The organism is Idiomarina piscisalsi (assembly GCF_002211765.1).
In the GTDB taxonomy this organism is placed as follows: domain Bacteria; phylum Pseudomonadota; class Gammaproteobacteria; order Enterobacterales; family Alteromonadaceae; genus Idiomarina; species Idiomarina piscisalsi_A.
The window spans coordinates 2,361,155-2,382,038 of the sequence record NZ_CP022133.1; the positions used below are offsets into that span (position 1 = coordinate 2,361,155).

Consider the following 20,884-nt stretch of genomic DNA (forward strand, 5'->3'; position numbering starts at 1 on the left):
TATATACTCACAGTATCACTGTACATAAACACAGGTTCGAATATGCGCCCTTTAACACCGAGACAGTCTGAAATATTAGAGCTGATTAAAGACAACCTGCACGCGACCGGTATGCCACCAACGCGCGCGGAAATCGCGTCGAAGCTTGGCTTTCGTTCTGCTAACGCTGCAGAAGAGCATTTAAAGGCATTGGCGCGTAAAGGTGTTATCGAAATTATGCCGGGCATGTCGCGTGGTATTCGGTTAGTTGGTGACGACTTTGATATCGCTGAAGGGCTGCCACTGATTGGTCAGGTCGCTGCTGGTGAGCCATTGCTGGCTGAACAGCATGTTGAAGGGCATTACAAAGTCGACGAATCATTATTCCAGCCTGCCGCCAGCTTTTTACTAAAAGTAAACGGCATGAGCATGAGAGACATCGGCATTCTCGACGGCGATCTACTCGCTGTGCATAAAACGGAGCAAGCGAGAAACGGCCAAGTCATTGTTGCTCGGGTAGAAGACGAAGTGACAGTAAAGCGCTTTGAGCGCAAAGGACGCACTGTCTTATTACATCCGGAAAACCCAGATTTCTCCACCATCACCGTTGACTTAGCGTCACAAGTATTCGCTATTGAAGGTCTGGCGGTTGGTGTTATCAGAAACGGAGCTGCATTATGAAGACTCAACAAAACACGAAATTACACCACCCTGGTTTGTGGAAAGCTGCACCTACGGATATTAAATTTGAGCCGGAAGCTCATACGGAATCGACAGAATCGGACGCATTATCACCCGCTGTTCAAAATGCTTTACAACAAAAGCCAAGTGAGTGGGTCACTGTTATCGGTGGGGACAAAAATGTCATTACTGAACTTATTGAATCAGGCGTTGCGGAGCACCAAATTCGTTGGTTACGCAGCCATTCTGCGGAGCGTTGCGAATGGGCATTAGAGCAAGCATTGCTGGCCGGAAACAGCAGCATGGTTATTGCCTACCTTGACTCTGTGTCAAGCCGCACCTGGCAGCGCGCCAAAATGGCCAGTAAGTTAAGTCACACTCAATACTTCCTGTTTGATAAAAACACACTAACATCCCACCTCCACTAAATCCTCGTTAGTGTGTTTCTTCCTTGATAGGCTGCTTCGGCAGCCTTTTTTAACAGATCAGCTCATTTATTGACCATTTGTTTGATTTGATCTGGATCTTTCTTTGTAAATTAGTTAATAAATGTACTACCCGACTATAAAAATATTATAACAACGATAATTATAACAAAGAGTCTGTGGAGAAAGTGATTTCTGGGGAGATGCTGTTCCTTTTTCTGCTTACCTCTTTGTTCTTCGAATTTTGATCGGAATTAGCCTTTCGGTCTCATTGAAGAATAAGAGGAGAAGTCACGTGAAAATGAAGCCTCTGTGGGCACTGTTGGCTATGTTGAGCTTACCTGCGAGCGCGGAAAACCAACTCAACCTAACCAAAGGTGTTACCGAAGTCAGTAACCGGGTATATGACCTGCACATGACGATATTTTATATCTGTTGTGCCATTGGTGTGGTCGTATTCGGTTTAATGTTCATTTCGATGATTCGCCATCGCAAATCGAAAAACCCTAAACCAGCGAATTTCCATGAGAACGTAAAAGTTGAAATTGCCTGGACCATTATTCCACTCCTCATTCTTGTGGGTATGGCCATTCCGGCAACAACAACTCTTATTGCCATGGAAGATACGTCAGACGCCGATGTCACTATCCAGGTAACGGGGTCTCAGTGGAAATGGCACTACAAGTATTTCGAGAATGATGTTGAGTTCTTCAGTCGTTTGGCGACACAGCAAGAACAAATCGACAATAAATTCGACAAAAGCGAAAACTACTTACTCGAAGTCGACCGCCCCTTGGTTATTCCTACGGGTCAAAAAGTCCGTTTTTTAGTAACTTCTGACGACGTTATTCATAGTTGGTGGGTGCCTGACTTTGCGGTTAAGAAAGACGCTAACCCCGGCTTCATAAACGAAACTTGGACCAAAGTAGACGAGCCTGGTATCTATCGTGGTCAGTGTGCTGAGCTTTGCGGTCAGGATCACGGCTTCATGCCGGTTGTGGTTATCGCCAAAGAGCCTGCTGAATACGAAAAGTGGATAACAGAGCTTGAGGCCGAACAACAAGCCGCTCGCGAGCGTGAGCAAGAGCTTTTAGCCATGGAAATGTCAGAAGACGAACTCATGGATTTGGGTGAAAAAGTATATAACAGTACCTGTGCAGCTTGTCACCAACCGACAGGCCAAGGTGTCAACGGCGTATTCCCTGCACTAGCAGGAAGTGGCGTATCCGTCGACCCAGACGCCAAAGCTAAACACATCGACATCGTTGTTAATGGTGTTACTGGAACAGCCATGCAGGCATTTGGCCAACAGCTCAGTATGCGTGAGCTGGCCGCCGTTATCACCTACGAGCGTAATGCCTGGGGTAACGACACCGGCGACCTGGTACAGGCAGCCGATATCAACGAAGTCATGAATCAATAAGGAGACGGTGATGAGCACAGCAGTCGAAGCAAACCATCACGACGCACACCACGATCATAAGCCGTCTGGTATTGGTCGTTGGCTATTTACAACCAACCATAAAGACATTGGCTCAATGTATTTATGGTTCAGTTTTATTATGTTTTTAACTGGCGGTGCCATGGCAATGGTTATCCGCGCGGAGCTGTTCCAACCCGGTTTACAATTGGTTGACCCGCACTTCTTTAACCAAATGACCACGGTACACGGTCTTATCATGGTCTTTGGTGCCGTTATGCCAGCCTTTACCGGCTTGGCTAACTGGATGATTCCAATGATGATTGGTGCACCGGACATGGCATTGCCACGCATGAATAACTGGAGCTTCTGGATTCTTCCATTTGCTTTCATTATTCTGCTGGGTTCTTTGTTCATGGAAGGTGGCGGTCCTGCCTTCGGTTGGACATTCTACGCACCGCTTTCAACCACTTACAGTTCAGACTCTACCGCACTGTTCGTGTTCTCAGTTCATATTATGGGTATTTCATCCATTATGGGGGCGATTAACGTCATTGTGACCATCATGAACATGCGTGCTCCAGGCATGAACTACATGAAGATGCCGTTGTTCGTCTGGACTTGGTTAATTACCGCATTCCTGCTGATTGCTGTTATGCCAGTATTGGCAGGGGCAGTAACCATGGTATTGACCGATAAGTACTTTGGCACCAGCTTCTTCGATGCCGCGGGCGGTGGTGACCCGGTTATGTTCCAGCATATTTTCTGGTTCTTCGGTCATCCTGAAGTCTACATCATGATTCTACCGTCCTTTGGTATTATCTCAGCCATTATTCCGGCGTTTACGCGAAAACGGCTGTTTGGTTACTCGTCGATGGTGTATGCAACCGCCGCCATTGCGTTACTGTCATTCCTGGTGTGGGCTCACCACATGTTTACCACCGGTATGCCAGTCTTCGCCGAGCTGTTCTTTATGTACTGCACCATGCTCATAGCGGTGCCAACCGGGGTGAAAGTCTTTAACTGGGTTGCCACCATGTGGAAAGGCTCGATGACATTCGAAACGCCTATGCTATTTGCGCTGGCCTTTGTCATTCTGTTCACCATTGGTGGCTTCTCCGGGCTAATGCTGGCAATTACACCGGTCGACTTCCAGTATCACGATACCTACTTTGTGGTTGCACACTTCCACTATGTACTGGTATCCGGCGCTATTTTCTCGATTATGGCAGCTGCTTATTACTGGTTACCAAAGTGGACAGGTCATATGTACGACACAACCCTGGCGAAAACCCACTTCTGGGCGTCGGTCATTTCAGTGAACGTACTGTTCTTCCCAATGCACTTTGCGGGACTGGCCGGTATGCCACGTCGTATTCCGGACTACGCGACTCAGTTTGCGGATGTGAACCAAATTACCAGTATCGGTGGTTTCGCGTTCGGTCTGTCACAACTGATTTTCTTGTGGGTTGTTATCAAATGTGTGAAAGGCGGCGAAAAAGCAGAAGCCAAGCCGTGGGAAGGTGCGGAAGGTTTGGAATGGACAGTTCCATCGCCGGCTCCGTATCACACCTTTGAAAAACCACCGAAAGTGGATTAAGACCTATGTCTGAAGAACGTCCGAATAACAGCATTCTGGTTAAGCGACTGTTACTGACAGTCGCTGGAATGTTTGCGTTTGGGTTTGCCCTGGTGCCGTTGTACGACGTATTTTGCGAAGTAACGGGGTTCAACGGTCGCACCAGCAACGAAGCCGCCACCTACGAAATGGTTGAAGTCGACGAGTCACGAACCATTCGAGTTCAGTTTTTGACGCGTAATGCACAAGGTATTCCCTGGAAATTCGAACCTTCGATAAAAGAGGTGCGCATACATCCTGGGGAAACTAAGGTCGTTAACTTTTTAGCGGCGAACCCAACCGGATCTGACATGGTTGCTCAGGCAATACCCTCGGTCGCGCCCGCGGAGGCATCGCTGTACTTAAACAAAGTCGAATGCTTTTGCTTTAACCAACAGCCACTAGCGGCTAACTCCGACACGGAAATGCCGATGCAGTTTTATGTCGACCCGGACATTCCAGACCACATTACAACCTTTACCCTGTCATACACGCTGTACGATATGACAGCCAATACGTCCGCTGAGCAACTGTCTCAGTTATTAAAAACAGAATAAGGAAAGACGTTATGGCAGAACAACAAAGTTATTATGTTCCTGCTTCCAGCCCCTGGCCTATCGTTGGCGCTGTTGGCTTGGGACTTATTGCGTGGGGCGCTGGCCACACTGTTATTGATATGTCAAAAGAACAAGACGGCTACGGCAGCACAGTGCTTATTGCCGGGCTTATTGTTATAGCGGTTATGCTGTTTGGCTGGTTCCGTGATCAAATTAACGAGTCCATGAAAGGTTTGTACAGCGACCAGTTAGGCGTTTCTTATAAACAAGGCATGAGCTGGTTTATTTTCTCTGAGGTTATGTTCTTCGCCGCCTTCTTTGGTGCCTTGTTTTATGCCCGCGTTATTGCGGTTCAATGGTTAGGCGGCGACAGTAACAACGCCATGACCAATGAAGTACTCTGGCCCGAGTTTGTCGCACATTGGCCATTAGTGAACACGCCAGGCGGCACAGAAACACAGGCAATGGGTTGGTACGGCTTGCCGGCTATCAACACTATTATACTGTTAGTCAGTTCGGTCACCTGTCATTTTGCACACACAGGGCTTGAGCAAGATAAACGCAAGCAGCTAACTGCTATGCTGGGAGTGACCATTATTCTTGGTTTAATCTTCCTGTATCTGCAAGGTGCGGAATACGTACACGCCTACGAAGAGCTAGGGTTAACACTGGACTCAGGCATTTACGGTAATACCTTCTACATGCTTACCGGCTTCCACGGTTTGCACGTGACGTTAGGTACCGTCATGCTCATTATTATGTTCCTGCGGGTCCTTAAAGGCCACTTCACTCCGGACAATCACTTCGCATTCCAGGCTACCAGCTGGTACTGGCATTTTGTTGACGTGGTTTGGTTATGCTTATTTGTTGTGGTTTACGTACTGTAAGAAAAGCGCCCCGTTTAATAGGGGCGTGGATTTAACGGCAAAAAGCCGCCGTAAGCGGCCGCTATTAGGGCAATTAAAATAATAGCGGCTATTCCCACTCGTTTTCCCAGATAATAAGACATTGGTGGCTTGTTGGGATCGTTACGTAGCATCGAAAATAATGCGCGAAACAAATTCACCACCATATACACGAGCAGTAGAACAATAATGACCTTAAAAACGACCAACATACAAATTCCCCTTGTTGCAACAATCATTACTTTGCTGGCAATTGGGGTGTTGGTCAAGCTTGGCTTTTGGCAGCTGGAAAGAGCAGAAGAAAAGCAGCAGCTATTTGCCGACTACGAGTCGCAACAAACCAGTGAAGCGAAGCCCTTAAGCTCGATAAAGGACTTAAACGAAGATCAGCATCGGTTTACTTATGTGTCAGTCAGCGGCCAGTTTCAATCAACGCCGGTTTTGTTGCTCGACAATAAAATCCTGGACAGCACAGTTGGCTACAATGTGATGGGCTTTTTCCAACCAGAAGCCCGCCAGCTGCCCATACAGCTGGTCAATTTGGGCTGGATTCCAGCCCCCAAATTACGGAGTGATATTCCCGAGATCGATTTACCGAAAGGCAATTTGACACTCACCGCCTATGTGTATTTCCCCAGTCAGAACGAGCTAACCCAGAATTCCTTCGAATACGCTACAAATAATGATTCCGTTCGTATTCAGGAAGCGTCACCAAATGCGCTTTCTAAAGAGTTCAATCTGACACCTCGCTCTCACCTGCTACTGCTTGAAACGCCAAAAGATATCGGCTGGCAACGAGACTGGGAACCACAAGTCATGAAACCAGAAAAGCATTACGGATATGCGACACAATGGTTCTCTCTTGCGGTCGCATGCTTGGTGATTTTCGTAATTGCTGTTATAAAACTTAACAAACAATCAAAAAAAGAAGAGGAGACCCAATGAGCTCCCCAAATCGCTCAAAAAAGGCCATATTAACTGTATTTCTACTGTTCCTGTTGCCGGTCTTAGCCGCCTGGCTTATTTTGTCACAGAACTGGTATGAAGCAGGCACCAACAAAGGCACGTTATTACAGCCGCCGATTACGTTAAGCTCCGAAGTCGATGCGCTGCCTGAGGGCTGGAAGTTGGGCTATATCCCCCGGAGAACTGCGAACAGACCTGTAAAAACGCCCTTTATGTGATGAACCAGGTAGACGTTGCCATTGGCAAGGATACCGATCGCTTAACGCCGGTCACCTTTCACAACAATAACGACCAGCTTTCAGACTATGAGCGTAATGCGCCGCAAATAACACCGATAACGGCGCCTGCAATTATCCGTGAGCTTAAGGACTTACCCGCCAATACGCTCTTTATTATCGACCCTATGCACAACGTTATGCTGTACTACCCGACACACAACGACAAAGAAGCAATGATCAAAGAGGGCAAAAACGTGTTAGCCGACCTCAGAAAGCTGCTTAAGCTGAGCCGAATTGGATAAGGAGCGTTACTGATGAGAACTCTGGTTAAAATTAGCGTATTTTTTGCCTTTGTAGTTATTGTTCTGGGTGCTTTTACCCGGCTGACCGAAGCCGGGCTTGGCTGCCCCGATTGGCCAGGTTGTTATGGCTTTTTAAAAGTGCCGTCGCAGGAAGAGCATATTGTACAGGCCGAACTTCGCTTTCCGGACGCCCCTGTTGAGCAGGATAAAGCTTGGAATGAAATGATTCATCGGTACTTCGCTGGCACACTCGGCCTTCTTATTCTGGTGATTGCGATCGCCTCTTGGATACGCAGCCGCAAGCCAAGCCACTACCCGCCACCGGTTAAGTTACCCACGCTGTTGCTGGGACTGGTTATATTCCAGGCCGCTCTGGGTATGTGGACAGTCACCATGAACCTGCAACCGCTGATCGTCATGGGCCATTTGCTGGGAGGATTCTCGGTTATATCGCTGCTTTACCTGCTGTCACTGAGGCTCTCCGACTTCCGGTTAGCCGGCGGAGACCCCGAACTAAGACGTTACCGAGGCTTGGCATTTTTTGCGATGTTAGTCGTTATTGGACAAATAGCTCTGGGCGGTTGGGTTGCAGCCAACTACGCCGCTGTTGCCTGTACCGAGTTGCCATTTTGTGAGGGCGACTGGACGTCAAACTTAGACTTTGCCGGTGCGTTCAGTATTCCAGAAGCCGACACCTACCAGTTTGGTGCTCACGACTATGATGATCGCATGACCATGCATGTTATTCACCGTATTGGCGCTATTGTGACTTTCTTAGTGTTATGTACGTTACTGTTCAAGTGCTGGGGCAAGGCGAAGTCTCAATTTTTCCGCAATAAGCTGTCTGTTATAGGCTTGTTATTAGTTTTGCAAATTGCGTTGGGTATTAGTAACGTAGTCTTTCAATTGCCGCTTTGGAATGCGGTCGCTCACAATGCCGTCGGGGCATTATTGCTGCTGTCTTTGGTCGGGTTGAATTACAACTTGTCCAGAAAAGCGTAAGGAGTCGTAGTTATGCAATCCGTTGCCACAAAACAAATAACAAAAACGCGCAACGCACATTGGCGAGACTACCTTGAGTTAACCAAACCTCGTGTCGTCGCGTTATTGCTGCTCACTGCCGTTGTTGGCATGTGCCTAGCCACTGAGCAGCTTGTTTCGCTGTCGGTATTAGTGCCTGCCTTAACCGGTATTGGCTTAATGTCTGCTGCTGCCGCAGCGGTGAACCACTTGGTCGATCGCCACATCGACGCCAAAATGGCGCGAACATTGCGTCGCCCGCTACCTCAAGGAAATTTATCACCCGCTAAAGTCATCACCTTTGCGACCACTATCGGTGTTATCGGCTTTGTCACCTTGTACGCTTGGGTGAACCCGTTAACTGCTTGGTTAACCTTTGCGTCTATGGTCGGCTACGCCTTTATTTACACCATGTTTTTGAAGCGCGCGACACCGCAGAATATCGTCATTGGTGGCTTAGCAGGAGCCGCACCGCCACTGTTGGGTTGGACCTCGGTTACTAATGAAATATCGGCCTTCCCTATTCTGTTGGTAATGATTATTTTCACCTGGACACCACCACATTTCTGGGCATTGGCAGTGCATCGCGCCAAAGACTACGCCCGTGCAGAAATTCCTATGCTGCCTGTAACCCATGGTATCGAGTTCACTAAGACCTGTATTTTCCTGTATACCATTTTGCTAGGCGTGGTTTGCCTTATGCCATTCCTTATTGGCATGACCGGTATGATTTACCTGGTGGCTGTTACAGCGCTGAACGCAATATTCCTGGCTTATGCGTGGAAACTGAAATACGCACCGAATAAGAAAACAGCCTTTAACATGTTTGCCTTCTCTATTTGGCACCTGATGCTGCTGTTCGTTATTTTGCTGGTTGATCACTACGTATAGGATCATTTATGAGTCGTTTCATTACCGTTATTGTTGCTGTCGTTGCGTTAATTGCCGGCTGGCTGGTGTATAGCAACTTACCGCAGGCGAAACCTGAAGCCCTTATTTACGAGCCGCCTCGCGCACTGAAGCCTTTTACCTTAGCCAGCACTCATGACGGTGATGTTTCAAACGACGCACTAAAAGGTCAGTGGACGTTATTATTCACCGGCTACACGTTCTGTCCGGATATCTGCCCCACAACCATGTCGGACTTAAAACAAGCCCTTCCTGAACTGCAAAAAACCGCAGAAGCGCCTGTTAAGGTATGGATGATTTCAGTCGATCCTCAGCGTGACAATATAGAGCGACTGCAAGAATACGTTGGCTATTTTGGCGAAGACTTTGTCGGTGTGCGTGCTGAGCATAAGTCGCTGTTTCCGTTTGTGCGTGACTTAGGGCTTATGTACTCCATACCGGAGGAAGGTGAAGAAAATTACCTGGTAAATCACAGCGCCGCCATTATTTTGGTGAATCCCAACGGACACCGAAAGGCCATTTTTAATGCCGACCACAAGCGCGGAGAAATACCGGTGGTCGACATGGAGCAGTTAAAGCGCGACTTTGCTATTATTGCTGACTAACGTTTAGATCCTGTTAGTCTGGCCAGCTACCTTGTGCATCAGGGCGAATAAGCGCTATTGAATACCAATAATAACGTGACTCGGATGCACTCGGCGCCGTGCAGTTAACCCGCGAACGGCCTATCGGTAAGTTGGTCCTTACTTCTACGGTAAATCGCGTGTCACTATGCCACTCAGGCTCTAACACCTGGCCTCCTGAGAAGCAACGCAACTGGTTCGTACGCACATCCTTTAACGCTTCGCCACCCGTTAAAGTCACTTCCAACATTGGTTTAAGGTTTTCATAATCCAACAGTGGCTCTTCAGGCTTGTAACTGACCACCGGCATCGCCTTGGATCGCAGCTTTGTCTTTAGGGTGTCTAAGTTGGCGTAAATACCCGATGCCGGGAAGCGAGTAATCGCCGTTTCTTCGCTCCACTTTGACCATGGCCCCGAATGTTGTGCAAATGCCAGAAAGCCCCAGTCATCGAGCAACGTTCTGAGCTCATTGTCGTATTCTCCGTATGGGTACGCGAAATACTTTTGCTGCTCTCCTAAATTTTCGTCGATAGCCTCTTGTGCGCTGACGACATCATAATGCATGCGCTCCACCCATTGCTCTTTGGTTTCATCGGGCTCACGGCGAATTAAATGAGCATGGGTCTGACCGTGGTTGGCAATACGAGCTCCTCGAGTTTCAATGTCTTTCAGCTCCTCCCAGCCCATATAATGACCTTGGTGCTTAGCCATTAAGTCCGGGTTTACAAAGACGGTATACGGCATTTCATATTGCTCTAGCAAGTCAGCCGCGTTTTCATACACATTTTGGTAGCCGTCATCAAACGTAATAACGACCGCTTTTTCAGGTAACTCACCGTTACCCTCAATCGCTTCTTGCGCCTGCTTAATATCAATGACGTTAAAGTTATTGTCTTTTAAGTAGTTCAGGTGCTCTTTAAACGTGTCAGGATGAATAGAGGTAACCGCCGGCGTACTGTCACTCACGTGGTGGTACTGCAAAACAACCACACTGTCGTTTGCGGCGAGGCTGTCAGAGGAGCAGCCCAGACTTAACACAGCGCAACTGCCCGCCAGTAATTTGTTCAACACCTTCATAGTCACTCCTGATACAGTATAAGTATTTGAATTAATACTTTAAAAAGTCACGAAAAGTTTATGCGAACGTTTTTGGGGTTTCCAACCGTTGATCACAGGCATGTGTTTGCCATCGCCCTACCAATGATTGTGTCCAATATCGCCGCGCCGCTTCTCGGCTTGGTTGATACGGCCATCATAGGTCATTTACCCGATGCTATCTACTTATCAGCGGTTGCAGTCGGTGCCATGGTCGTCAGCTTTATTTATTTGCTGGCGGTGTTCCTGCGTATGGCGACCACGGGGTATATCGCGCAGTCTTTCGGAGCTGAAGACTTAAGTGCACAGCGCCAGCACTTTAACAACGGGGTCATTATCGCGGTCATCCTGGGCTTGGCCATTGCCTTTGCCAGCCCCTGGATTAACGACGCTGCGATGTGGGTTGTCGCGCCCTCGGCTGAATTAGAGCCCTACGCACGCGAGTACATTCGTATTCGCTTATGGTCAGCCCCTGCCGCTCTTATGACGTTGGTGGCTTTGGGTGTGCTACTGGGCCGCCAAAATAGCCGCAAAGCCATGTTGTTGGTTATTATCACCAACGCCGTTAACGTGGTGATGGACGTGGTGCTGATTATCGGCCTGGATTTAAACGTGAAAGGTGCGGCCTGGGCATCGCTGATAGCTGAGTGGGTCACCGCGATTATTGGTTTCTACTGGACAGCCCGAGCGCTGCAATGGTCGCTGCCGCATTTCGCTATTAGCGGACAGGCGCTACGACGCTTCCTCGGGGTTAACGGTAATATCTTCGTTCGGAGTTTGGTTTTACAGCTGTGTATGGCCACCATGACTGGCTACGCCACCCGCTATGGCAGCACTCTGGTTGCCGTTAATGCGGTTCTTATGCAGTTTTTAATGCTGATATCGTTAGGTTTGGACGGTATTGCTTACGCCGTAGAAGCGCTAGCGGGTGCCGCCAAAGGGCAGAAAAAGCCCGATAAAATCCGCTATTGGTGCAAAATCACCCTGCTTTGGTCGTCATTATTTGCGGTCAGTTACACCTTAGTGTTCGCCATTGCCGGTGAACAAATCATTCGATTAATTACCGACATTCCTGAAGTGGTGAATACCGCCATGAACTATCTTCCATGGATAATTCTTATGCCGGTTATCGCGCACTGGAGTTATTGGTTTGACGGGGTGTTTATTGGCTTGTCGATGAGCAAAGGGATGCGCAATACCATGCTGCTATCCGCTTTAATTGGGTTTCTACCACTCTGGTGGTTAGGATTGCCGCTGGAGAACCACGGCTTGTGGTTGGCTCTCAGCGGCTTTTTATTAATGCGTGGTATTACCCAGGCTATGTGGTTATGGCGAACTAGTTTGCCAGGTCGTCCATAAGCAATAGCTGTGGAGGTAAGCCACCGTCTGTTGCATCAACTGCCGCAGCAGTGTACAAGCCACCCGCTTCCAGTGTTAATACACCGGTTTGAATAGCAATGTCTGTAGTGCCGGTTGCTGTCACGGTTACAACATAGTCACCCGGCGGTAAAGACACATTGCCCGTGCTGACCAAGGCTTCAGCATCAAACGGAATGTCACTGAACTGGGGCTCTGCACCACTGATATCGGTCGTTGGTGTCACGTAGATATCGACGCTGCCTGCGCTTGGTGAAGCGTGAATCAACTGCACTTGCGCTTCAGTCGCAACACGACGACGGCTTTCTGCAATCACTTGCAAACCGATAGTCGACAGTTCGCCAACCGCATACACCGAATAGCTCACGGCATTTTCAACAGCTAAAGCAGCGTCACTAATAACGACAGGATTACCACCGGCAGCCGCTACATCAACTGAATATTCATCCGCTGCCAAGTTTAAATAACCCGTTGCTGATAAAAATGGCAAGTCAGCAATTTGAGGTTCTGCCGCGTCATTTAGCGTCACATCAACGTTCGGTGCGTCAGCCACTGCGTGCACAACACGTACATCTGCACCAGTATCGGCGTCATAAACAACCAAGGTATCAGTACCGTCGGTAACTTGAAGAGCAACCGGTGAGTTTTCAGTATTGGCAGCGGTATTATTGGTTGCCGCAATGACGTAGTCACCGCCGTCGGCCAAGGCTAACGTACCCGAGTCATAAACTGCAGTGCTTTCACCGGCAGCCGTTAAACGAACACGGTAGTCGCCCGCCGGTACATCCAACTGACCACTGTCTTCGCCAAAAGCGAGTGTTAAATCCGCCTCTTCGTCCGCTAACGCGGCATCAGGAGCGGTAAGATAAACATCAACCGTTGGTGCGCCATAAGCGGCATGAACAACATGAATCCGACTTTCGCCAGCGGCAATTTCAGACACCATTGTTTCGACAACTAGAGGCTCAAGTGACTCGTCGCCTAACTGACCAATAGCGAATACTTCATAACGCATGTCAGCTGCTAATGTCAGCGATGTTGGCGCAATGGCTTCTACGGTTTCACCGTCCGCTAAAATACCTTCAACAGACACATCGTAGTCGCCGGCGTCAACTTCCAATACGGCAGAAGAGTCTTGGTACGCCAGGCCTTCAATGAGTGCTGAGCCACCTGCCACAACATTGACATCCGGGGCATCGGCAGAGGTATGATGAACTCGCACGTAACTGGATTCAGCTGCGGGCGGAGGTGTGGTAGTATTGTCATCGTTGTCACTGTCGAACCAGTCACAACCGGTGAGAAATAACAGAGGGATTGAGATAATCCCCAACGTTTTGATCCCTTGCATGGTTAATTTCCTCGTTTTGATTAGGGCAAATATCACTACGAGGGACAAACCTGCAAGGGATCACATTTCTTTAACATCAAATTGTAAAGACAACGCAAAGTTGTCTAACGCTACAACCCTAGTAGTACGAGTGTTCACCGTGCTCATGTTCGGTAACATCGCGAACACCGGTTATTTCATCCGGGAAGCGCTCTAGCAATTCTTTTTCAATGCCGTTCTTCAGCGTTACATCTATCATGCTGCAGCCATTACAGCCGCCGCCAAACTGAAGCACTGCAACACCGCTGTCGGTAATTTCCGTCACCATGACCTGACCGCCGTGATTGGCCAACTGCGGGTTGATTTCCACCTGAATCACATATTCAACACGGTCAATCAATGGCGCATCGTCAGCCACTTTACGTGCTTTCGCGTTAGGCGCTTTCAACGTCAACTGAGAACCTAATTCCTGCTCTTCAAAGTCGATGGCAGCATCTTCCAAAAATGGCGCACTGCCAGAATCAACAACCGCATCGAAACCATTAAACGGCAAGCGCTCGTCGTCTGGCTCTACTGAGTCAGGTGGGCAATAAGAAACTCCACACTCTGCGTTTGGCATACCGGGGTTTACCACAAAAACACGAATGTTCGTGCCTTCCGGTTGGTCGGCCAATAGCTTTTGAAAATGTGACTGCGCGGCTTCTGAAATACGTATCATAAACTGATTACCTCACGGCTTATACCTGAGTAAATTACTAGGGTATAGTGTACCTGACATCCCATTCAGTTTCTAGTCACCCTGATTATAAGCGATGGCCCAACCGTCAACCTGTTCAGCGCCTTTTCTGTAAAGTGCATCGGCCGCAGCCATCATGGTCGCCCCCGTTGTTATGACATCGTCGACAACCGCAATCGATTGCCCTTTGAAGTCACCGAGCGCTAACTGACTTTTATAACTATTATGCCAACGATCTCGCTGGCTAGTTAAATGTTGCATTGGCTTCGCTCTTACGATTCTCAAGCCATTGGATAAATAGGGAATACTTAGCAAGTTAGCCACCTCCCTGGCAACTAACGCCGTTTGATGAAACCCGCGCTGATGCCACGACTTTTCGGTCATGGGCATAGAGATAATACCATCGGGCAAGGGTTTACTTTGATAACACAGCACAATATGCGCGGCCAGCAACCTTGCAAATACCGACGCCAACTCCGCTCGATGCTGAAACTTGTAACGCTGCATCAGCTGCCGCGTTTGCGATTCCCAACGCAGACTGGCGAACCAGTACCGACAAGGTCTATCGGTTAACGCATGACGCAAGTCCGCTAAATGCTGACAACAAGCCGGATACCAGCGCGGCAACGCCCCTTCACAATATTTGCAGAAACCGCTGCCATTCGCTCTATTGGTACCACAACTCCAACACTTGCCACCACCAAACTGGTTGGCGATATCTTGTAAAAACGCTAGCATACGTGCGTTAACCATTTGCTATTAAAATAGAGGAAGTATAGTGAGCCTATCTATTCAGTGCCATGGGGCAGGAACGCCTTTAGTTGTAATCCATGGCTGGGGAATGAACTCGAATATATGGCAACCGGTTCTTCCTTCCTTAAGTGAAAAACACACTGTGTACTGTGTTGATTTGCCCGGTTTTGGTGACTCGTCCTGGCCGTTCGAAGAAACGGTGAGTTTAAACGGCTTAGTCGATGCACTAGCGCCTGCATTGCCTGAAAAGTGCCACGTTATGGGTTGGTCCTTGGGTGGCTTAGTTGCTACACAATTTGCCCTGAAGCATCCAGCCAGAACGCTGTCGCTGACAACCGTGGCGTCTTCACCACACTTTGTCAAGTCTGACAGCTGGCCGGGTATAAAGCCTCATGTGCTTGAGCAGTTTCAGCAGCAGCTCGATTCTGACTTTCGCAAAACCATAGAGCGTTTTTTAGCAATACAAGCGATGGGGAGCAGCGATGCTAAAGCACAAATAAAATTAGTCAGGGAGCTTATTTTTAGTAAGCCAACGCCAGAACAAAAAGTACTAAAAGAGACATTACGGCTACTACAAGAGTGCGACCTTCGCGAACAACTCGCCAATATAGAGGTACCTTTTCTACGCCTTTATGGTCGCCTGGACAGTTTAGTGCCAGAGCGCGCCATTGCAAAAATCGACGAACTGGCGCCGCAGTCAACATCGTTCACTTTTAATAAAAGCTCACATGCGCCGTTTTTATCAGAGCCAGGCGACTTCTGTCACATACTCACTGAGTTCTCGCAGGATTAACGCTGGCAGGTCGTGCAATACACAGTGCTGCGTTGCCCCAGCCGAATTTCTTTCAGTCGACGACTGCAGATCATGCACAATTTTCCGCCACGGCCGTACACCTGAAGCTTTTGCGCAAAATAGCCCGGCGCGCCGTCTACCTGAGTAAAATCACGAAGTGTTGTGCCGCCCTGCTCTATTGCCTGAGCTAAGGTTTCTTTAATAATAGGAACTAGCTTCTCATAGCGCTGTTTACTGATTTTTCCGGCTGCGCGTTTTGGATTAATGCCGGCTTTGAACAAGGCTTCGTTTGCGTAAATATTACCAACGCCAACGACCACTCGGTTATCCATAATAAAGGTTTTAACCGGCTGTGTGCGCTTACGGGACTGTTCGAACAAATAATCTGCGTGGAATGCATCTGTCAGCGGCTCAGGGCCTAAATGCTTTAGTAAATCATGAATGTCGGGTTGCTCTTTGGTAAAAAGTAACGCACCAAAACGGCGCGGATCGTTCAAACGCAAACTTTGCCCGTCATCGAATTCAATACTGATGTGATCGTGCTTGTAAAACGGCGTGTCTACTGGCACCACACGCAACTTGCCCGACATACCTAAGTGCAAGATTAACGTACCGGCATGGGTCTCTAACAGCAGATACTTGGCACGCCGCTTAACGCTTAACAACGTTTGTCCTTCAACCGCTTTCACTGTCTCGGGTACCGGCCAGCGCAAACGGCTGTCACGGACATTAACGTGATGTATTTGGTGACCTTCTATGTGTGGCGATATGCCTAACCGACTGACTTCAACTTCTGGTAATTCAGGCATGTATTAACGTCCTAATAACTGACTTACGTGTAAATTCTCAATTTTAAAATTTTGCTGCTGGTTCGGTAACCTTAAAATAAGATACGGCGACGCATAAAGCTCTACTCGAGCGGTATTGCCGTCATTGAACGACAGTGAAACATCGGTAATTTTGTCGGTAGCCTGCACATCGACCGGTGTCATTTTTATCGATAACCAGTGAGTGACGACTCCGCTAATTTGCTGGTTAGTCAGCCTGCATTCGTTCGCACATTGCCATTCACCGTTGTCTCGTTTCAACATCAAATCCGGCATTTCTATGGTCGCCAAGGTACCGTCGTCAGGAATCAGACCAATTTCGCTGCTAGGCTCCGACACTGTCTCATCAACTTCTTTCATGGGGGGCGCAACGTACCAAAACACAAACATAATAATAAGAATGACGTAGACCAGAACGTTATTCCAGGAGCGTTTACGCATTGTTACGCCAAACAGTTTGCGTTTTTCGTTAACCTTCATAAAAGAGCACCTAAGTGTGTTATTTTTTGCTTGTCGCTATGTTAAGAATACCCTATATTTCGCGCGACAAAAAATGAATATGGTCATACTACTATGCTGCTACCTACTATCATCGACGCCGTTGCCGACACCGGATACTGCATTGTCGATAATTTCCTGCCACAGCAGCAATCGCAAGCCTTGTATGACTATTCGCAGCAACTGCCGGCACAATATTGGAATATGGCCGGCATAGGTCGCCAGCAGTCACAAACCATTAACACGATGGTTCGTAACGACCGTATTTACTGGTTAACCCCAGAGCAACCTGAACACGCTGATTATTTAGCGATAATGGAAGAGCTGCGTGTTGAGTTTAACCGGTCGCTGTTTATGGGCTTGTTCGATTACGAATGCCACTTGGCACACTACCCTAATGGCGCGTTTTATAAAAAGCACTTAGACGCCTTTAAAGGGCGTAGTAATCGAGTGCTAACCACCGTATTTTATTTAAACCCGCAGTGGCAGGAAGACGATGGCGGACAGCTGGTGATATACGGCGCGAAAGGGGAGGTTCTGGAAACCGTTTTACCCCAACAAGGCCGATTAGTGGTGTTTTTAAGTGATCGCTTTGTACATGAAGTATTGCCATCAAAACGTGACCGATTCAGTGTCACGGGCTGGTTCCGTATTAACGCGAGTGTTTCCGGTATTATTGACCCACCGCGCTAAATAGCACGTAAAAACCAGGCAATAAAAAACCCAGCCGAAGCTGGGTTTTTTGTAAGCGATAAAACCAATTACTTGATTTTAGCTTCTTTGAAAATCACGTGTTTACGAACCACTGGGTCGTACTTTTTGATTTCCATTTTTTCTGGCATGGTGCGTTTATTTTTGTCTGTCGTGTAGAAGTAACCAGTACCCGCAGACGACACCAAACGAATCTTATCGCGCATAATATCTTTTCCTTACACCTTGATACCACGGCCGCGGAGATCCGCTAATACCGAGTCGATACCGTTTTTATCGATGATACGCATACCTTTAGTAGAAATGCGCAGCTTAACCCAACGCTTCTCGCTTTCTACCCAAAAGCGGTGCGATTGAAGGTTCGGCAAAAAGCGACGTTTCGTCGCATTGCGTGCGTGCGAGCGGTTGTTACCGACTACCGGACGCTTACCTGTAACTTGGCATACTTGTGACATGTCTTTACTCCAAAATTGCTGCAAGCTCGCCTGTCGCCCAACGTGACCTTGCCTATAAATCCGAGGGCGCATTTTATACAGCAAACTGCCCTTCTAATCAAGCTAATACGACGGAAATATGATCCTTAACGATCGTTCGGGCGGATTTTACGTGATTTTTCACCAAACTGCCAGTATAAAACTACAACAATCCACGCTCGGCGAATGAAATGGGTGCGCCAGCCCCAATAACAAAATGATCGAGTAAAGAAACATCAATTAAGCTCAGGGCTTTTTTCACTCGTTCGGTCACGCGCTGATCCGCTTGGCTTGGCTCTGCCACGCCCGACGGGTGATTGTGCGCTAAGATAACCGCGGCTGCGTTGTATTTCATCACCAGTTTTATCACTTCACGCGGGTACACTGGTGCCGCATTGATGGTGCCTTGAAACAGTTCTTCGTAATGCAACAGCCGGTGCTGGCTGTCAAGCAATAGCAAGACAAACAACTCCCGGGTGTGATGCCTAAGCTTCGAAATAAGGTAGTCCTTAACCATACTCGGCTCAGTAAAGCCGTCCGTGCGTTCCAGTTGCCACTTTAAATATCGCCGCGACAACTCCATAACAACCTGCAATTGATTCACCCGCGCTGGTCCAATGCCTTCGCACTCAAGCAGTTGCTCACGGCTAGCGACTAACAGCGGTCCAATACCATTAAAATGATGCAGTAACTTGCGGGAAAAGGTCACCACATCCTGCCCTTGTCGGCCACTGCCCAGTAATACCGCTACTAACTCCGCATCACTGAGAAACTGCGCACCCTGTAACTGCAACTTTTCACGCGGACGTTCTGTAACCGGCCACTCCTTGACACTCATTATATTCTCCCTCGTTTGAACCGACGATAAGTATAACGAGCATCTACCGTGTTTCCGGGTCTCGTGTTATCTTTACACGAGTTAACATTGAGGGGTTCGCATGACACAACTGCAGAACAAAAACATTCTTTTGGGTATCACTGGCGGCATCGCAGCCTATAAAACACCTGACCTGGTGCGCCGGTTACGTGAACAAGGTGCCGTCGTGCGCTGTGTTATGACCGAAAGTGCCAAAGCGTTTGTAACCCCACTTAGCTTACAGGCTGTGTCTGGTTTTACGGTCAGCGATGACTTGCTTGATCCCACAGCAGAAGCCGCAATGGGCCATATCGAGCTAGCACGATGGGCCGACCTTATTCTTATAGCCCCGGCCACGGCGAATACTTTGGCCCGTATTACCCACGGTTTTTCCGACGACCTGCTCAGTACGCTGGTGTTAGCCAGTAAAGCGCCGGTTTGCGTTGCGCCAGCAATGAATCAGCAAATGTGGGCTGCCGCCGCAGTACAAACGAATGTGTCTATTCTGCGAGAGAGAGGCATTACCTTTATTGGCCCTGAAAGCGGTGAACAAGCCTGTGGCGATATTGGCTATGGTCGCATGACCGACCCCACCGATATTGTTAAAGCGCTACTCAACGAAAAGTTGCCAGACAACGGTTCTACAGCTTCCTGTACCTGGCAGGGTAAAACCTTTGTCATTACCGCAGGCCCAACGCGCGAAGCTATTGACCCCGTGCGTTATATCAGTAACCACAGCTCAGGGAAAATGGGTTACGCGTTAGCTCAGGCAGCTGCGAATACCGGAGCAAAGGTTGTATTGGTGTCCGGACCCACCCAGCTTGCCACACCGAAAGGCGTGCAACGTATTGATGTTGAAACCGCTGAGCAAATGCTGACAGCGGTAAAACAACAGCTGACAGACTGCGATGTCTTCATTGGCTGCGCCGCGGTCTCCGACTATCGCGTAGAAAACATCTCAGAACATAAAATTAAGAAAGAACAAAACAGTGAACCGCCCAAACTGTCATTGGTGCAAAACCCTGACATTTTGAAAACGGTGGCACAGTCTGCCAACGGTCCTTTTACCGTGGGCTTTGCCGCGGAAACCCAGAATTTAAAAGAAAATGCCTTAAGCAAATTACAGCGTAAGCAACTGCACATGATCATCGCCAATGACGTCAGTGAGTCTCATCAGGGATTCAATAGTGACCAGAACAGTGCGTTGATATTAAGCAAGGACAGTGAGCAGTCACTTCCAACTATGAGCAAGCATGATATGGCTATTGCCGTTATCGATGCTATTGCAAAGCGCTATTTTGATACATCCAACAGGAGCTAAGTGAACAACTCATGACGCAAGTGGACGTTAAAATTCTCGACGAACGTATCGGTCAGTCTATCCCTATTCCTAAATATGAGACCAGCGGCTCTGCCGGCATGGATTTACGTGCTTGTTTAGACGAGCCACTGACCATAGAGCCAGGCGAAACCCAACTCATTGGCACCGGCATTGCCATGTACATTGGTGACCCAGGCTATGCCGCGACTATTCTGCCGCGCTCAGGTCTCGGTCATAAACATGGTTTGGTCTTGGGTAACCTGGTTGGTCTTATCGATTCGGACTATCAGGGCGAATTGAAAGTATCCTGCTGGAACCGCAGCAATAAGGCATACACCATTGAACCGGGTGACCGCATTGCCCAGTTGGTGATTCTGCCAGTGGTACAAGCCAGCATGAACATTGTCGACGAATTTGAAGAATCAGACCGTGGCGAAGGTGGCTTCGGTCACTCTGGTCGTTCGTAACTGTCCATACATAAGGAAATAACCAC

General features: G+C 48.4%; 27 protein-coding genes. 17 read left to right on the top strand and 10 right to left on the bottom strand.

Annotation, left to right across the window (positions count from 1 at the left end; genetic code table 11):
* Window positions 1-42: 42 nt before the first annotated feature.
* The 6 genes from lexA (at window position 43) to CEW91_RS11280 (ending at window position 5,567) form a co-directional block, all read left to right on the top strand.
* On the top strand, window positions 43-660 hold the full coding sequence (lexA, locus tag CEW91_RS11255) for a transcriptional repressor LexA (RefSeq protein WP_088769100.1): 618 nt from the start codon (window positions 43-45) through the stop codon (window positions 658-660).
* Window positions 657-1,088, top strand: a complete 432-nt coding sequence (locus tag CEW91_RS11260; protein ID WP_088769102.1) for an SOS-response cell division inhibitor — start codon at window positions 657-659, stop codon at window positions 1,086-1,088. Before lexA ends, CEW91_RS11260 begins: the two co-directional genes overlap by 4 nt.
* A gap of 298 nt (window positions 1,089-1,386) precedes the next feature.
* Window positions 1,387-2,508, top strand: coding sequence for a cytochrome c oxidase subunit II (gene coxB / locus CEW91_RS11265; protein ID WP_088769104.1), 1,122 nt, complete (start codon window positions 1,387-1,389; stop codon window positions 2,506-2,508).
* A gap of 10 nt (window positions 2,509-2,518) precedes the next feature.
* Window positions 2,519-4,105, top strand: coding sequence for a cytochrome c oxidase subunit I (gene ctaD / locus CEW91_RS11270; RefSeq protein ID WP_088769106.1), 1,587 nt, complete (start codon window positions 2,519-2,521; stop codon window positions 4,103-4,105).
* Between the two features lie 5 nt (window positions 4,106-4,110).
* Window positions 4,111-4,680: a cytochrome c oxidase assembly protein gene (locus tag CEW91_RS11275; protein ID WP_088769108.1), complete on the top strand. Its 570-nt coding sequence runs from the start codon at window positions 4,111-4,113 to the stop codon at window positions 4,678-4,680.
* Between the two features lie 11 nt (window positions 4,681-4,691).
* Window positions 4,692-5,567: a cytochrome c oxidase subunit 3 gene (locus CEW91_RS11280; protein ID WP_088769110.1), complete on the top strand. Its 876-nt coding sequence runs from the start codon at window positions 4,692-4,694 to the stop codon at window positions 5,565-5,567.
* A 14-nt stretch (window positions 5,568-5,581) separates the two neighbouring features.
* Here CEW91_RS11280 and CEW91_RS11285 read toward each other — a convergent pair whose 3' ends face one another.
* Window positions 5,582-5,797 (bottom strand): DUF2909 domain-containing protein, encoded by a 216-nt coding sequence (locus CEW91_RS11285; RefSeq protein WP_074668897.1) that lies wholly within the window; start codon window positions 5,795-5,797, stop codon window positions 5,582-5,584.
* Here CEW91_RS11285 and CEW91_RS11290 point away from each other — a divergent pair.
* Genes CEW91_RS11290 through CEW91_RS11310 form a run of 6 tightly spaced genes read left to right on the top strand, consistent with a single transcriptional unit; the run spans window position 5,775 to window position 9,605 of the window.
* The gene (locus CEW91_RS11290) at window positions 5,775-6,530 is read left to right on the top strand and encodes an SURF1 family protein (protein WP_088769112.1); all 756 of its coding nucleotides are present in this window, start codon (window positions 5,775-5,777) and stop codon (window positions 6,528-6,530) included. The two genes, CEW91_RS11285 and CEW91_RS11290, sit on opposite strands and share 23 nt — an antisense overlap.
* Window positions 6,527-6,769, top strand: a complete 243-nt coding sequence (locus CEW91_RS12415) for a hypothetical protein (RefSeq protein ID WP_232506970.1) — start codon at window positions 6,527-6,529, stop codon at window positions 6,767-6,769. Before CEW91_RS11290 ends, CEW91_RS12415 begins: the two co-directional genes overlap by 4 nt.
* The gene (locus CEW91_RS12420) at window positions 6,766-7,071 is read left to right on the top strand and encodes a hypothetical protein (protein ID WP_232506971.1); all 306 of its coding nucleotides are present in this window, start codon (window positions 6,766-6,768) and stop codon (window positions 7,069-7,071) included. The genes CEW91_RS12415 and CEW91_RS12420 overlap by 4 nt, the downstream gene beginning before the upstream one ends.
* A gap of 12 nt (window positions 7,072-7,083) precedes the next feature.
* Window positions 7,084-8,073 (top strand): COX15/CtaA family protein, encoded by a 990-nt coding sequence (locus CEW91_RS11300; RefSeq protein WP_088769114.1) that lies wholly within the window; start codon window positions 7,084-7,086, stop codon window positions 8,071-8,073.
* Window positions 8,074-8,085: 12 nt separating this feature from the next.
* Window positions 8,086-8,982 (top strand): heme o synthase, encoded by an 897-nt coding sequence (gene cyoE / locus CEW91_RS11305; protein WP_088769116.1) that lies wholly within the window; start codon window positions 8,086-8,088, stop codon window positions 8,980-8,982.
* Window positions 8,983-8,990: 8 nt separating this feature from the next.
* Window positions 8,991-9,605: an SCO family protein gene (locus CEW91_RS11310; RefSeq protein ID WP_088769118.1), complete on the top strand. Its 615-nt coding sequence runs from the start codon at window positions 8,991-8,993 to the stop codon at window positions 9,603-9,605.
* 13 nt (window positions 9,606-9,618) lie between these two features.
* Here CEW91_RS11310 and CEW91_RS11315 read toward each other — a convergent pair whose 3' ends face one another.
* Complete coding sequence (locus CEW91_RS11315; RefSeq protein WP_088769120.1) at window positions 9,619-10,701, bottom strand: polysaccharide deacetylase family protein; 1,083 nt, start codon at window positions 10,699-10,701, stop codon at window positions 9,619-9,621.
* A gap of 60 nt (window positions 10,702-10,761) precedes the next feature.
* Between CEW91_RS11315 and CEW91_RS11320 the strand changes: the two genes are divergently transcribed.
* Entirely contained in the window at window positions 10,762-12,078 is a 1,317-nt protein-coding gene (locus CEW91_RS11320) for an MATE family efflux transporter (protein WP_088769122.1), read from the top strand.
* Here CEW91_RS11320 and CEW91_RS11325 read toward each other — a convergent pair.
* The 3 genes from CEW91_RS11325 to CEW91_RS11335 all read right to left on the bottom strand — a co-directional run bounded on the left by CEW91_RS11325 (window position 12,056) and on the right by CEW91_RS11335 (window position 14,897).
* Window positions 12,056-13,444 carry a DUF4397 domain-containing protein gene (locus CEW91_RS11325; RefSeq protein WP_088769124.1) on the bottom strand — a complete coding sequence of 463 codons (1,389 nt, stop codon included), beginning with the start codon at window positions 13,442-13,444 and terminating at the stop codon, window positions 12,056-12,058. The two genes, CEW91_RS11320 and CEW91_RS11325, sit on opposite strands and share 23 nt — an antisense overlap.
* A gap of 118 nt (window positions 13,445-13,562) precedes the next feature.
* Window positions 13,563-14,141, bottom strand: coding sequence for a Fe-S biogenesis protein NfuA (gene nfuA / locus CEW91_RS11330; protein ID WP_088769126.1), 579 nt, complete (start codon window positions 14,139-14,141; stop codon window positions 13,563-13,565).
* A 72-nt stretch (window positions 14,142-14,213) separates the two neighbouring features.
* Window positions 14,214-14,897, bottom strand: coding sequence for a ComF family protein (locus CEW91_RS11335; protein WP_088769417.1), 684 nt, complete (start codon window positions 14,895-14,897; stop codon window positions 14,214-14,216).
* A 40-nt stretch (window positions 14,898-14,937) separates the two neighbouring features.
* Here CEW91_RS11335 and bioH point away from each other — a divergent pair, with 40 nt between their 5' ends.
* The gene (gene bioH, locus CEW91_RS11340; RefSeq protein WP_088769127.1) at window positions 14,938-15,705 is read left to right on the top strand and encodes a pimeloyl-ACP methyl ester esterase BioH; all 768 of its coding nucleotides are present in this window, start codon (window positions 14,938-14,940) and stop codon (window positions 15,703-15,705) included.
* On the opposite strand, the gene mutM is transcribed toward bioH, so the two are convergent.
* The gene (gene mutM / locus CEW91_RS11345) at window positions 15,702-16,514 is read right to left on the bottom strand and encodes a bifunctional DNA-formamidopyrimidine glycosylase/DNA-(apurinic or apyrimidinic site) lyase (RefSeq protein ID WP_088769129.1); all 813 of its coding nucleotides are present in this window, start codon (window positions 16,512-16,514) and stop codon (window positions 15,702-15,704) included. The genes bioH and mutM overlap by 4 nt on opposite strands.
* Before the next feature lie 3 nt (window positions 16,515-16,517).
* Entirely contained in the window at window positions 16,518-17,012 is a 495-nt protein-coding gene (locus CEW91_RS11350; RefSeq protein ID WP_088769131.1) for a hypothetical protein, read from the bottom strand.
* A 93-nt stretch (window positions 17,013-17,105) separates the two neighbouring features.
* Between CEW91_RS11350 and CEW91_RS11355 the strand changes: the two genes are divergently transcribed.
* Window positions 17,106-17,723 (top strand): 2OG-Fe(II) oxygenase, encoded by a 618-nt coding sequence (locus CEW91_RS11355; RefSeq protein WP_088769133.1) that lies wholly within the window; start codon window positions 17,106-17,108, stop codon window positions 17,721-17,723.
* Window positions 17,724-17,791: 68 nt separating this feature from the next.
* On the opposite strand, the gene rpmG is transcribed toward CEW91_RS11355, so the two are convergent.
* The 3 genes from rpmG to radC form a co-directional block, all read right to left on the bottom strand.
* Window positions 17,792-17,947, bottom strand: a complete 156-nt coding sequence (rpmG, locus tag CEW91_RS11360) for a 50S ribosomal protein L33 (RefSeq protein ID WP_008489399.1) — start codon at window positions 17,945-17,947, stop codon at window positions 17,792-17,794.
* A 12-nt stretch (window positions 17,948-17,959) separates the two neighbouring features.
* Entirely contained in the window at window positions 17,960-18,196 is a 237-nt protein-coding gene (rpmB, locus tag CEW91_RS11365) for a 50S ribosomal protein L28 (protein WP_053953199.1), read from the bottom strand.
* Window positions 18,197-18,377: 181 nt separating this feature from the next.
* Complete coding sequence (gene radC / locus CEW91_RS11370) at window positions 18,378-19,052, bottom strand: RadC family protein (RefSeq protein ID WP_088769135.1); 675 nt, start codon at window positions 19,050-19,052, stop codon at window positions 18,378-18,380.
* Window positions 19,053-19,152: 100 nt separating this feature from the next.
* Here radC and coaBC point away from each other — a divergent pair, with 100 nt between their 5' ends.
* The gene (gene coaBC / locus CEW91_RS11375; protein ID WP_088769136.1) at window positions 19,153-20,391 is read left to right on the top strand and encodes a bifunctional phosphopantothenoylcysteine decarboxylase/phosphopantothenate--cysteine ligase CoaBC; all 1,239 of its coding nucleotides are present in this window, start codon (window positions 19,153-19,155) and stop codon (window positions 20,389-20,391) included.
* 11 nt (window positions 20,392-20,402) lie between these two features.
* Window positions 20,403-20,858: a dUTP diphosphatase gene (gene dut, locus CEW91_RS11380; RefSeq protein WP_088769138.1), complete on the top strand. Its 456-nt coding sequence runs from the start codon at window positions 20,403-20,405 to the stop codon at window positions 20,856-20,858.
* Window positions 20,859-20,884: the final 26 nt, after the last annotated feature.

Bases quoted from the DNA above. Each gene is read 5' to 3' on its own strand.
- CEW91_RS11300 (WP_088769114.1), top strand. From the start codon at position 7,084: ATGAGAACTCTGGTTAAAATTAGCGTATTTTTTGCCTTTGTAGTTATT.
- rpmB (WP_053953199.1), bottom strand. From the start codon at position 18,196: ATGTCACAAGTATGCCAAGTTACAGGTAAGCGTCCGGTAGTCGGTAAC.
- lexA (WP_088769100.1), top strand. From the start codon at position 43: ATGCGCCCTTTAACACCGAGACAGTCTGAAATATTAGAGCTGATTAAA.
- radC (WP_088769135.1), bottom strand. From the start codon at position 19,052: ATGAGTGTCAAGGAGTGGCCGGTTACAGAACGTCCGCGTGAAAAGTTG.
- CEW91_RS12415 (WP_232506970.1), top strand. From the start codon at position 6,527: ATGAGCTCCCCAAATCGCTCAAAAAAGGCCATATTAACTGTATTTCTA.
- CEW91_RS11280 (WP_088769110.1), top strand. From the start codon at position 4,692: ATGGCAGAACAACAAAGTTATTATGTTCCTGCTTCCAGCCCCTGGCCT.
- rpmG (WP_008489399.1), bottom strand. From the start codon at position 17,947: ATGCGCGATAAGATTCGTTTGGTGTCGTCTGCGGGTACTGGTTACTTC.
- cyoE (WP_088769116.1), top strand. From the start codon at position 8,086: ATGCAATCCGTTGCCACAAAACAAATAACAAAAACGCGCAACGCACAT.
- coaBC (WP_088769136.1), top strand. From the start codon at position 19,153: ATGACACAACTGCAGAACAAAAACATTCTTTTGGGTATCACTGGCGGC.
- CEW91_RS11315 (WP_088769120.1), bottom strand. From the start codon at position 10,701: ATGAAGGTGTTGAACAAATTACTGGCGGGCAGTTGCGCTGTGTTAAGT.
- CEW91_RS11350 (WP_088769131.1), bottom strand. From the start codon at position 17,012: ATGAAGGTTAACGAAAAACGCAAACTGTTTGGCGTAACAATGCGTAAA.
- CEW91_RS11325 (WP_088769124.1), bottom strand. From the start codon at position 13,444: ATGCAAGGGATCAAAACGTTGGGGATTATCTCAATCCCTCTGTTATTT.
- CEW91_RS11310 (WP_088769118.1), top strand. From the start codon at position 8,991: ATGAGTCGTTTCATTACCGTTATTGTTGCTGTCGTTGCGTTAATTGCC.
- mutM (WP_088769129.1), bottom strand. From the start codon at position 16,514: ATGCCTGAATTACCAGAAGTTGAAGTCAGTCGGTTAGGCATATCGCCA.
- dut (WP_088769138.1), top strand. From the start codon at position 20,403: ATGACGCAAGTGGACGTTAAAATTCTCGACGAACGTATCGGTCAGTCT.
- nfuA (WP_088769126.1), bottom strand. From the start codon at position 14,141: ATGATACGTATTTCAGAAGCCGCGCAGTCACATTTTCAAAAGCTATTG.
- CEW91_RS11290 (WP_088769112.1), top strand. From the start codon at position 5,775: ATGACCTTAAAAACGACCAACATACAAATTCCCCTTGTTGCAACAATC.
- CEW91_RS11285 (WP_074668897.1), bottom strand. From the start codon at position 5,797: ATGTTGGTCGTTTTTAAGGTCATTATTGTTCTACTGCTCGTGTATATG.
- CEW91_RS11260 (WP_088769102.1), top strand. From the start codon at position 657: ATGAAGACTCAACAAAACACGAAATTACACCACCCTGGTTTGTGGAAA.
- CEW91_RS11320 (WP_088769122.1), top strand. From the start codon at position 10,762: ATGCGAACGTTTTTGGGGTTTCCAACCGTTGATCACAGGCATGTGTTT.
- CEW91_RS11355 (WP_088769133.1), top strand. From the start codon at position 17,106: ATGCTGCTACCTACTATCATCGACGCCGTTGCCGACACCGGATACTGC.
- CEW91_RS11275 (WP_088769108.1), top strand. From the start codon at position 4,111: ATGTCTGAAGAACGTCCGAATAACAGCATTCTGGTTAAGCGACTGTTA.
- CEW91_RS11335 (WP_088769417.1), bottom strand. From the start codon at position 14,897: ATGCTAGCGTTTTTACAAGATATCGCCAACCAGTTTGGTGGTGGCAAG.
- coxB (WP_088769104.1), top strand. From the start codon at position 1,387: ATGAAGCCTCTGTGGGCACTGTTGGCTATGTTGAGCTTACCTGCGAGC.
- ctaD (WP_088769106.1), top strand. From the start codon at position 2,519: ATGAGCACAGCAGTCGAAGCAAACCATCACGACGCACACCACGATCAT.